We start from the raw sequence: 11602 nt of genomic DNA, 5'->3' as shown, positions 1-11602 counted from the left end.
AGCTTTCTATAAGATTCATAAATAAATATACTTAACTAACTATTTTTAACGCTTCTTTTACTGCATTTGCAACTTTTTCAACCTTAGGGCCATATATTATATGTACATGGGTATCTGATGGCTTTACTATTCCCATACTTCCTGTATTCTTAAGAATATCCATATTTATCTTATCCATATTAATAACATCTACCCTAAGTCTAGAAATACAATTGTTTATATTTTTTATATTTTCTTTTCCTCCTAATCCTTCTATTACTTTTATACCAATATTAAGTTCAGTATCATATTTACCCGTATCCGTTTTTACTTGTTTATTTTCGTTGTCATTATCAGCAACATCGATTGATAGATTCTTTTTAGTAAAATACCATTTAAATGTTAAATAATAAATTATAGCATAAAAAACTCCAACAACTATTATCCAATACCATTTTGAACCTGGCTGAAGAACACCCCATATAATAAAATCAATTACTCCTCCTCCAGTATTTCCAACTGTAACTCCTAAAATAGACATTAACATAAATGATAAACCACCCATTACTGCATGAAACACAAATATTGCTGGTGCTATAAACATAAATGCAAATTCAAGAGGCTCTGTAATTCCAGAAATAATACTTGCTGCAACTCCAGCTATCATTAGAGCCTTGACTTTTTCACTTTTTTCTTTTGGAGTTGTTCTGTATATTGCAAAAGCTGCTGCAGGTAAACCAAACATCATAAAAGGCATTTTACCTTGACCTAAAAATCTTGTAAATGGCGTCATTTCACTAATATTTACTTTATCAAAAAATTGTAAAAATATATTTAAACAACCTTCTACCCCTTCATATACCCCACCAACAGCCGTTGTTCTAAATATACCATTGAGAACATGATGTAAACCTGTTGGTATTAATAGTCTTTCTAAAAATCCAAAAGTAAATACTCCAAAAGCACCTGAGTTACTTATTGCTTTTCCTAAATAGGTTATCCCCTGTGAAATTGGTTGCCAAATAAATGGAGCTATTTGACCCATAACTGTCATAGCTAATATTACAACAATAGATACAAATCGTTTTCCTCCATAAAAGGCTATACCTACAGGAAACTCTATTTTATGATATTTATTATGTAAAGTTGCTACGGCTACACCTGTAATAATACCAGCTACTGCTCCCATATCTATAGTCTCTATTCCTAATATTGCGGCAGTATTAATAGAATTAAAATTCATTACATTTGATTGTAGTACACAACTTGCACTTACTAAAAATGTATAATATCCTATAAATCCAGCAAAGGCCGCTATTTCTTTATCTTCTTTTGCAAGACCAAATGAAATAGAAATTGCAAATAATACAGGTATTAATGTAAATACTATTCCTGATATTGTCTTCAATGTATTCAAAATATAAAAAATAGTTGGTTGTTTCAATAAAGGAATAGTTTCCAATACTTGAGTTTTTAAAAGTGCTCCTGTTATTCCTAAAATAACACCACTAGCAGCCAAAGCTGCTATTGGCATCATAAGACTTCTTCCTAAATCAGATAAAAAGTCCATTATTTTTTGTTTTTTCATATTATACTCCTTTTTAAATTATTTTACTTTAAATTAGGCCACATTCCTTTATTTGCATCTATTAATGCATCTAAAATTTTTCTTGCTTTTTTAGCATCATTTACTAATCTATTTATAGTGAAAGCTTCTAATGCTTTTTGATAAGAGTTTTCAAAATAAGCATCCACTAGTAATTTTTCACTTGAGACTTGATTAACTAGTAATCCTAAATAAAATTGAGGAATCTTTCCTATTGACATAGGTCTTGGTCCATTAGTTCCCAATTCACATACAACCTCTACCATTGCATCATCTTGCATATTTACAATAATACCATTATTTTCAACTATTAAAATATGTCTATCATTTTTATTATATGCAATTGAAGTGGCTACATTTATCATCATTTCTGCATGTGCATCACTTATATCTTCAAATTTTTCTCCAAGTTTTCCATCTTTAATAACTGTTTGACATTCTGTGAATACTCTTTTTTCTCTATTTTCTATAACTTCATCCGCTCTGGTAAAATTCGGATCTAATTGTTTTACCTTATATTCAGGATATAAATAATATTGATCATATGTGTTTGGTAGAAATTCTGGAAAATCATTCATTATTGTTTCAACCATACCGTATGTATCTATCCATGAAGGATCTCTTTGTTCTGCATCCTGAGGTAAAAATCCATTTTCTTTTATTAATTTTCTAATTTTAGGTAATAAATCTTCCCCTGTATTTTTATCATACATATTTGTAAACCAACCGTAATGATTTAAACCAAAATATACAGGATCTAAATCTTTCCAATCACAACCTAGTAAGCGGCTACATGAACGTACTACGTTTTCTGGCTGATCACAAATATTCAATATTTTTTTATCATCAGGAAATTCTCTTCTTAACGCTTCTGCTACTATTGCAGCTGGATTAGAATAATTTAATATCCAAGCTTCTGGAGCATAAGTTCTAATATCTTTTACTGCTTTAATCATATCTACACATGAACGTAAACCATAAGCCATTCCTCCTGCTCCACATGTTTCTTGTCCTATTAGCCCCATAGATAATGGAATATGTTCATCTTTTGCTCTCATAGGCAAGCCTCCAGACCTCATTTGCATAAAAACAAAATCCATTCCATTATAAGCTTCTTTAACATCTGTTGTATATGAAAAATCAAGTTCCGGGAATTTTTCTTTAAATAAGATATCACCAAACTTTCCAATAATCTCTTGTCTTTCTTTATCTATATCAAATAATACTAATTTTTTTAAAGGAAATTCCTTTTGCATTCTAACAAAAGATTTTAAAAAACCTGGTGTAAAAGTACTCCCCCCACCTACTATACAAACATTATATTTTTTCATTATATTTCTCCTTAATTATTATTATTAATGATCATTAACTTACTTATAATTCTATGAGAATACTCATTCAATTACAATAGATCGCTAAATTTAGACCTTTTTTTCAGGAATTGAAATTTATTACTTTTTTTGTTACTTTTTTCATATAAAATTATATTTTATATTTATTTTGAAATATAATTAATTATTCAACGAAATTCTTTTTATATAGATATTTTGACTTTTAAACTGATTTTTGATATCTTATTCCTTATCAGGCTATTTGTTTACTAGTTTCTTTAAATAAAAATAGCAATAAAAAGCATTTAAACTAGAGGTAGTTTCCTGCCTCTAGTTTTATCTTTTTATATAAAAAAATAAATGAATTAGGAGGTATTATGAAATTAGTTTTTAGTTATTTTAAAAAATATAAAGTATTTTTAATTCTTTGCTTTATTTGTTCCTTTGGATTTATTTTTACAGAAATTGGAATACCTACTTTATTTGCTAATGGAATAAGTAATAATTTTAAAAATGGTAATACACAATATATATTATTACTTGCAATTAAAATGTATGGCTTTGCTTTTCTTGGATTGATTTTATTATTAATTTTAGCCTATTCTTCTAATAGAATGACTTCTAAAATAGTAAGGGATATTAGAAATGAATTATTCAGCCATATTCAAACATTTTCAAGGGAAAAATATGAAGATTTTAATATTTCCCGTTTATTAACAAATATTGTTAATGACTGTTTTATTATTATGCAATTTCTAATTGTAATAATTAGACTGGGATTTATTGCCCCAATGATGATTATTTCAAGTTTTATTATGATTTATAGAAAAAGCCCAACTATAGCCCTTGCTACTTTAGCTATTGTGCCTATTCTTTTAATTGGAGTATTTTTAATTAATAAAATTACAAAACCCATTTCTATAAAGCAACAGAAAAAACTGGATAATATAAATCTAAATATGAGAGAATCCCTTACAGGTTTAAGGGTTATACGTGCCTTTAATAGACAGGATTTTCAATCTAAAAGATTTGGAAAAATTAATGAAGAATACGGAAGTTTTTCTAAAAAGCTATTTCAATTAATGGCTTTGATTCCCCCTTTATTTACTGTTATATTTTCAATTATTATGATTACTGTAGTATATTTAGGTTCAAATTACGTAAATCAAGGAACTTTAGATTATGGTGCACTTGCAGCTTTTATTGAATATGTCTTTCATGCTTTATTTTCATTTTTAATGTTAGCCAATGTTCTTACTATGTATCCTAGATTTTCTGTTGCAGTTCATAGAATTAACGAAGTTTTAAATGCTCAAACAAATATTACTTCTAAAGATACTAAAATAGAAACTCCTATAAAAGGACATATTGAATTTAAAAATGTAAGTTTCGCCTATGCTGACAGTGCTAAGGAAAATGTACTGGAAGATATTAATTTATCTATTGAACCGGGAGAAACTGTAGCCTTTATAGGAAGTACAGGAAGTGGTAAATCAACTTTAGTTCGTTTAATTCCTCGAATATTCGATGTTACTAAGGGAAATATTTTAGTTGATGGTAAAGATATAAGAGATTATGATTTAGACTATTTAAGAAGTAAAATTAGTTTTGTACCACAAAAAGCTATACTCTTTTCCGGTACAATAAAAAACAACCTACTTTTCGGTAATAGAAACGCTTCAGATGAGGACCTAAACCGTGCTATTGATATTGCTCAAGCAAAAGATTTTGTAGATAGTAAGGAAAATGGAATCTATGAACAGCTTTCTGAAGGTGGAACTAATTTATCCGGTGGTCAAAAACAAAGATTATGTATTGCTAGGGCTTTAACTAGGGATGTTCCTATCTATATTTTTGATGATAGTTTCTCTGCCCTAGACTATAAAACCGATTCTGTTTTAAGAAATAGGTTAAAGGAAGAAATAAAAGATTCAACTTTTTTAATAGTAGCACAAAGAGTTGCAACTATTATGGAAGCAGACAGAATTTTTGTTGTTAATAACGGAAAAATAGTAGGTCATGGTACTCATAAAGAATTATTAAAAGATAATCCTATTTACAGAGAAATTGCTGAATCTCAGCTTTCAAAGGAGGAGTTAGCATATGAATAGTATGAAAAGACTTTTTGTATATTTAAGACCCTATAGATTTAAGTTTGCTAGTTCTATATTTTTTAATATTCTATATACTTTTACAAGAACAAGTCAACCATTTATTATAGGACTTGCTATTTCCCAACTAGCTAAAGATGTTACTTCCGGTAATGAAATTAATTTTAAATATATATTCTATATAATTATAGCCTTAACTGTTACTAGTGCTTTAGATGCTATTGGTGATTATTTATCAAATTATTTACTATCTGATGTTGTACAAAGTAGTATGAAGGATATGAGAAAGGAAATTAATCAAAAGATAAACTTCTTACCTGTTTCCTATTTTGATAGCCACAAGCAAGGAGACCTTTTAAATAGAGTTACTACAGACGTTGATGCAATTGGTAATGCTTTACAGCAGGGACTTTTACGTATTTTTAGTTCTATTTTAATCCTCTTGTTTAGTGTTGTATTTATGTTTATTCGTTCACCTTTATTTGCAATAATAGCTGTTCTAATATTTCCTATTTGTATAGGAATATATAAAATTATATATAGAAAAAGTCAGCCTTTATTTACAGAATTACAAAATTCTTTAGGAGATTTAAATGCCTATACTACTGAACATCTTGCTGCTTATGAAGTAATACAACTATTTGGTCAAGAAGAAGAAGTTATAAAAGGATTTAAAAAAATAAACAAGAAAATAGACCTTGTAGGATTTAAATCGAATCTTATGGCAAGTATTACCAACCCAATACTAAGTCATATAATTCATATTGCCTATATTGGATTGTTTGTAGTAATGGCTATTACTATTTTAGGTAAGCCTTTAGCAATTGGCGGTTTTGTATTAGCTTCCAGTATAGATGTTGGAGGACTTCAATCCTTCGTACAATATATTTGGCAAGCAGGAAGTCCTATTCAAGACATTACTCAATTGTCAAATACCTTCCAAGCTGCATTTGCATCTTTAAACAGAGTTTTTGAATTTTTAGATGAAGAAAATGAAGTTCAAGAAGATTTACCCCTTCCTATTGATACAAATTCCGTTAAGGGAGATATTGATTTTGAACATCTATCCTTTGGCTATAGTAAAGACAAACTACTTATGAAAGACATTAATATAAATGTAAAAAGCGGAGACACAATTGCTATTGTTGGTTCAACAGGAGCAGGAAAGACTACACTAATAAATTTATTAATGCGTTTTTATGATTTAAATGGTGGTTCTATAACAATTGATGGAGTAAATATGAATGAGTTTACAAAAGAACAATTTCGTTCTATGTTTGGTTTAGTCCTTCAAGATCCATGGCTTTACTATGATACAATAGCCAATAATATTAGATTTGGTAAATTAGATGCAACAGACGAAGAAGTAGTAGAAGCTGCTAAAGTAGCTAATGTATATCATTATATAAACACACTACCCCATGGCTTTGACACAATATTAAATGAAGAGTCCTCAAATATTTCTCAAGGTCAAAAACAATTAATAACCATTGCCAGAGCAATAGTTAAAAATCCTAAAATTTTAATTTTAGACGAGGCTACTAGTTCTGTTGACACTAGACTTGAGGTCTTAATTCAAAAAGCGATGGTAAATGCAATGGAAGGAAGAACTTCTTTTGTCATTGCCCATAGACTTTCAACTATTAGAGATGCAGATTTAATTCTAGTAATGAGCAACGGTTCTATTGTAGAACAGGGTAACCACAAAGAGTTATTAGAACAAGATGGAGTTTACAAGGAACTTTATGAAAGTCAATTTGCTAACGGCCATATAGAAGACAATTAAATTACATTGATTTAAATAAATAAAACCAAATTCCTATTTTTAGGTCTTTGGTTTTGTTTTTTATTTTGAATTTATTTTTTTGTTTTAAGATTCTAATATTATTTATATTCTTTTATACAGAAAATAATGGTTATAGCCTTCAGGCAAATCCTCCAATTCCCCATAGACCATATAACCTAAATTTTTATAAAAATCAGGAGCTTGAAAACTAAAAGTATCTACCATAATCATCTTACACTTTTTCTTAATAGCAAAGTTTTCAACTTCTTCTATTAATTTTACTCCAAAACCCTTTTTTCTTATATTTTCATTAATCCACAAAAAATCGATAAAAAGAATTTGTCTTTTAGTTTTTCCTGAAATTCCTCCAAATATTTCCCCTTTTTCATCTTTAATTGTAAAACAAAAATCTTCGTTAATAAATTCTATATCTTCGTCAGATAAATATTTTTTATTATATTCAATTATTTTCTCATGAATATATTCTTTATCATCTGAATTACCATTTAAATCAATAGTTAATTTTTCCAATTTTTTCTCCTAATAATTTAAAATTATTTAATCGCTTATTAATTCCTTTCCATTTAACATGTTTTTACAAAGAAGTATTATTAAAATAGATATTACAAAATTCATAATTAGTGGAATATAATTTGCTATATTCATTAAATCTATAATATTCATACCTGTTACACTTAAAAAAGCTATAACAATTAATGAAGGTATAAAGCAAATAAATATTATTAATGCCCTAAGTAAACTTTCTAATACTTGGTTTGACCTACTTTTTAATATTTTTAAAGACAAGACCGTTCCCGATGTTACTAGTACAGAATAGCCTACAAACATAAAGCTATTGTAAATAATTAAAGCCGGTGATGTTTTCAACAATACTCCCGATATTATAACTGCAAAAACAGTTATTAAGGAAGTTCTTAAAATTGGTGGTATTATTATAGCTATTAATTTCTTAAGTGGTGAATCCGGTATTAAGTAAATAAAGTAGTTTTCCATTTCCTTCTTTATTCCGGTATTTTGTGGTGACAAAAACAAATATATTATTAACATACTTGTAACTGCTTCAAATGACTTACTTAATATACCAAACACAATATATATTCCAACTATTGATACATCTGAAATAGAAACAAATTGACCTGTTTTTTTCAACTCTACTACAGATTTTGATAATATTGCCCAAGCACCATTTAAAAATTTTGATTTCCCAATTTCCTTATGCTTAACTTTTGCAGTTACTGTAGTGTCACCACTTTTGGACTTCCTTCTATATTCACTTATTTTTATTGCATCTTCTAAAGCTTGTTCATAAAAGTTTCCCTTAAAGTTAATAAAAAGTAAATACACAATTATCGCAGGAATAAACACCAATAAAAACCCAATTATTGTAAAAATATATTCCTGTTCTATAAAAGATACCATAGCTAATTTAGCCGGTCCTAAAATCGGTACAAAATAAAATATTTTACCTGTTATAAAAGAGTAAAAACCTTCTTTAATGTCTAACCCACTTTTGAAAATATATACTCCAAGTACTATAGCTACACTTAACACTACTAAAGTTCCAACTATTTTTGATATATTTTTAAATTTTTTATAACAAATTTCCAAAACATATAAATAATCAGTTAATATTAAAAAGAAAAAGTAAATTCCTAAAGTAACTAAAAATGTTAGTAATATCATTAAAGGAGCAAAGCTTACATCTGAAAATGAAACTATTCCTAAAAATAATGATAAGAAAGAAAATAATATACTCTGTAAAATTGTTTGTGCTAATAGATATTTCATCTGTTGTTTTTTTGTAAATGGTCCTGAGAACAAATAAAATGCTTCCTGTTCATAAAACAAGGCTTTTCTTGATGAAAATAACATAGTTACCATCATAAAGGCGGTAAATCCTATAATTATCATTATTGATTTTTGCACACCTAGAGTAGCTGCATAAACGGCTATTTCATCCTTGGCAAATAAGGCACTTACAATAATGAAACCATAGAAGACAACAATTAAAACCGTTATTATAGCACTTGAAGGCTTCCTAAATAAATTTCTAATTACCCCTTTTTGTTTATAAAACCATAATTTTTGTAATGCTGTCATTTTATTCCTCACCTGTATATTTAAAGAAAATTTCCTTTAAAGTACTATCTCCCAGTTCTTCCCTTTTAATATACTTTACAACTCTTCCATGATGTAAAATATATGCTTCGTCCCATTCATGTAACATATCTATAATATGTGTACTCATAAAAATAGCACATCCATCTTCCCTTAATTGATGAAATATTTTAAAAGTATCTTCAATACTTGCAGGGTCTAATCCTATCATAGGTTCGTCTACCAGTAAGGCTTTTGGCTCTATAATTAAGGCTAAAACCATACTTAATTTCTGCTTCATTCCCTTACTTAGTTCTTTTGCTAAAGCTTTTCTCTTACCCTCTAAATTAAATAGTTTAATATATTTATCGGCATTTACCTTATAATTATCTAGTTTATATGCACTAGCTATAAAGTCTATATGTTCATCAACTGTTAATAAATCAAATAAAACAGGAACTTCCGGTATATAGCCAAAGCTCTTTTTAGCTTCTATAGTTTTATTATCAAAACCACAAATTTCAATTTTTCCATCAAAATCCAATAAATTTGCTATTGATTTTATAATTGTAGATTTTCCTGCACCATTTGGTCCCAATAAGACAGTTATTTTCCCAGGCAAGGCTTCTAATATAACATTATCTACTGCCTTAAAGTTCCCATATTTTTTTGTAACTCTATTTAAACTAATCATACTATCACCTTCCTAAAGTAAATATTACCATATTTATTATAATTAAGATTACAATATCCTAACAAATAGGAAAAAACCGTTCAAAAATCTTGAACGGTTTAAATTTTAAGTTTAAAGGTGCATAGTAATTTCAATAATCACTACATATAATAAAAATAATAAGCTTATTAATGCAACTTTTACTATATATGATTTTTTCTTCATAAAAACTATAGCAATATATTCTCTTATCATTGCATTTGGTAAATAATAAAATGCTGTTTTAGCACCTATTCCACTTATATTTAAGCTAACTTGTTTAGCATATATTGCTGCTCTAAATACATGGTAGTTACTTGTTGAAAATATTGCTGTGTATTTATTACCAGAAATAGACTCTATAAGAGCTTTAGAAAATTTAAAATTCTCTAAGGTACTTTTAGACTTATCCTCTAATAAAATATCTTCTTCCGGTATTCCTTTTTCTATAGCATATTTTTTCATAGCTAAGGCTTCGGAAATTGTTTCATCAGCACCTTGGCCTCCAGAAAAAATCAATTTTGAACTTTTGTTATTGTTCTTTTGTTTTTCATAAAATGAAATAGCCTTATCTATTCTACTTCCAAGTAATTTTGAAACTTTATTACCACTAATTAAGCCACTTCCCAATACAATTATATAATCTTTATCGAATTTAGGTTTATAAAACCCATATAATAAAGAAGATACAAAATAATTATAGAAAGACAACATAAAATAGACCAAGAGTATTTCTAAATATATTAAAATATACTTTAATATATTTGGAATTTTTTCAAAATTAAAATTAGCTAAAATAATAAAAAGAAAAAGTATAATTCCTATAAACAAGGTTAGCATATTGGAAAAACTACGCCTCTCCCTTTCAAATACGACTACTGCATTTACAAAACAGCCAACTAATATAATATATAAGCCTAAACCTCCGACAATTAGAAACAAGACTATTGTTATAAAGAATAATAATCTTATTATTATTCCATTATACATTTGTCCAGCCATTAAAATAGAAATAAATACCAAAAATAATAGAGTATTAAATAAAACTCCATTAAAAAGCCTTGTTTTATCGATTTTATAAGAAATAAGCAATATTGCTAGTACAAAAAAGGCAAAACCTATTATAGTTAAAAGTATTGTTTTGTCATTCATTCTTATAACTCCTTAAAAATCTGCATCAACAATTGTTGCAAGTTCTCCTGTCCATGGGTCCATTAAATAACCTCCAATTTTTACATCACTAGGCATTAAGGGATGATTTCTTAATAGCATAACAGTATCTTCTATAGCTTTTGACGTTGAATCAAAACCGCCTAGCCATTTTTCTACATCTATACCACAATATTTTATAGTTTCTATTTCTTCTTTTTTAATTCCCCTACTAATCATTTTTCTTTCAATTTCTAAACCATTAACTTGTTTAGCCCCACATTCCTTGTGCCCAATAACCATTATGTTCTCTACATTTAGTTCATAAACTCCAATTAATAAACTTCTTACAGCTGAACCGAATTTATTGGTTATTATTCCACCTGCATTTTTAATAAGCTTAATATCTCCATTTTTAAACCCTAAGGCAGCTGGTAACAACTCAACTAATCTAGTATCCATACAAGTGACAACTGCTATTTTTTTATTAGGAAATTTATCTGTTTCGTAATTTTTGTATTTTTTCTCTTTAACAAATTTTCTATTATATTCCAATATTTCTTCAATCACAATATACCCCTATTATAAATTAATATTACAATAATATCATGAATGTTACTTTAAGGTAAAGAAAAAGTTTTCATGAAAATAATTTTAATTGGATTATTGTAATATAAAAAGGTTCTATAATTTATAGTGTTGATGGAAATAAATCCATTAGCACTATTTTTTATTGGAATATAAAAGAATAGACAAATTATTCACTTTTCCTATAAAATATATGCTACCACACAAAATATAAAGGAGTGT

At 27.7% G+C, this 11602-nt stretch carries 9 protein-coding genes; 2 read left to right on the top strand and 7 right to left on the bottom strand.

Features of this window, described 5'->3' with window-relative positions:
* Nucleotides 1-31: 31 nt before the first annotated feature.
* Nucleotides 32-1567 (bottom strand): PTS transporter subunit EIIC, encoded by a 1536-nt coding sequence (locus tag WAO56_RS10610; RefSeq protein ID WP_422142896.1) that lies wholly within the window; start codon nucleotides 1565-1567, stop codon nucleotides 32-34.
* Nucleotides 1568-1590: 23 nt separating this feature from the next.
* Nucleotides 1591-2916: a 6-phospho-alpha-glucosidase gene (locus WAO56_RS10605; RefSeq protein WP_422142895.1), complete on the bottom strand. Its 1326-nt coding sequence runs from the start codon at nucleotides 2914-2916 to the stop codon at nucleotides 1591-1593.
* Nucleotides 2917-3293: 377 nt separating this feature from the next.
* Between WAO56_RS10605 and WAO56_RS10600 the strand changes: the two genes are divergently transcribed.
* Nucleotides 3294-5027 carry an ABC transporter ATP-binding protein gene (locus WAO56_RS10600; protein ID WP_422142894.1) on the top strand — a complete coding sequence of 578 codons (1734 nt, stop codon included), beginning with the start codon at nucleotides 3294-3296 and terminating at the stop codon, nucleotides 5025-5027.
* Nucleotides 5020-6813 (top strand): ABC transporter ATP-binding protein, encoded by a 1794-nt coding sequence (locus tag WAO56_RS10595; RefSeq protein WP_422142893.1) that lies wholly within the window; start codon nucleotides 5020-5022, stop codon nucleotides 6811-6813. Before WAO56_RS10600 ends, WAO56_RS10595 begins: the two co-directional genes overlap by 8 nt.
* A gap of 102 nt (nucleotides 6814-6915) precedes the next feature.
* Here WAO56_RS10595 and WAO56_RS10590 read toward each other — a convergent pair whose 3' ends face one another.
* From WAO56_RS10590 to WAO56_RS10570, 5 genes are all read right to left on the bottom strand, one after another.
* On the bottom strand, nucleotides 6916-7344 hold the full coding sequence (locus WAO56_RS10590; RefSeq protein WP_422142892.1) for a GNAT family N-acetyltransferase: 429 nt from the start codon (nucleotides 7342-7344) through the stop codon (nucleotides 6916-6918).
* A 27-nt stretch (nucleotides 7345-7371) separates the two neighbouring features.
* Nucleotides 7372-8934, bottom strand: a complete 1563-nt coding sequence (locus WAO56_RS10585; protein WP_422142891.1) for a putative ABC exporter domain-containing protein — start codon at nucleotides 8932-8934, stop codon at nucleotides 7372-7374.
* A 1-nt stretch (nucleotide 8935) separates the two neighbouring features.
* Nucleotides 8936-9625 (bottom strand): ABC transporter ATP-binding protein, encoded by a 690-nt coding sequence (locus WAO56_RS10580; RefSeq protein WP_422142890.1) that lies wholly within the window; start codon nucleotides 9623-9625, stop codon nucleotides 8936-8938.
* 111 nt (nucleotides 9626-9736) lie between these two features.
* Nucleotides 9737-10795 (bottom strand): YdcF family protein, encoded by a 1059-nt coding sequence (locus WAO56_RS10575; protein WP_422142889.1) that lies wholly within the window; start codon nucleotides 10793-10795, stop codon nucleotides 9737-9739.
* A 12-nt stretch (nucleotides 10796-10807) separates the two neighbouring features.
* Nucleotides 10808-11362 (bottom strand): beta-class carbonic anhydrase, encoded by a 555-nt coding sequence (locus WAO56_RS10570; RefSeq protein WP_422142888.1) that lies wholly within the window; start codon nucleotides 11360-11362, stop codon nucleotides 10808-10810.
* Nucleotides 11363-11602: the final 240 nt, after the last annotated feature.

It is taken from the genome of Miniphocaeibacter sp. (assembly GCF_049276255.1).
Classification (GTDB): domain Bacteria; phylum Bacillota; class Clostridia; order Tissierellales; family Peptoniphilaceae; genus Miniphocaeibacter.
This window is presented reverse-complemented; position numbering and strand designations above follow the sequence as displayed.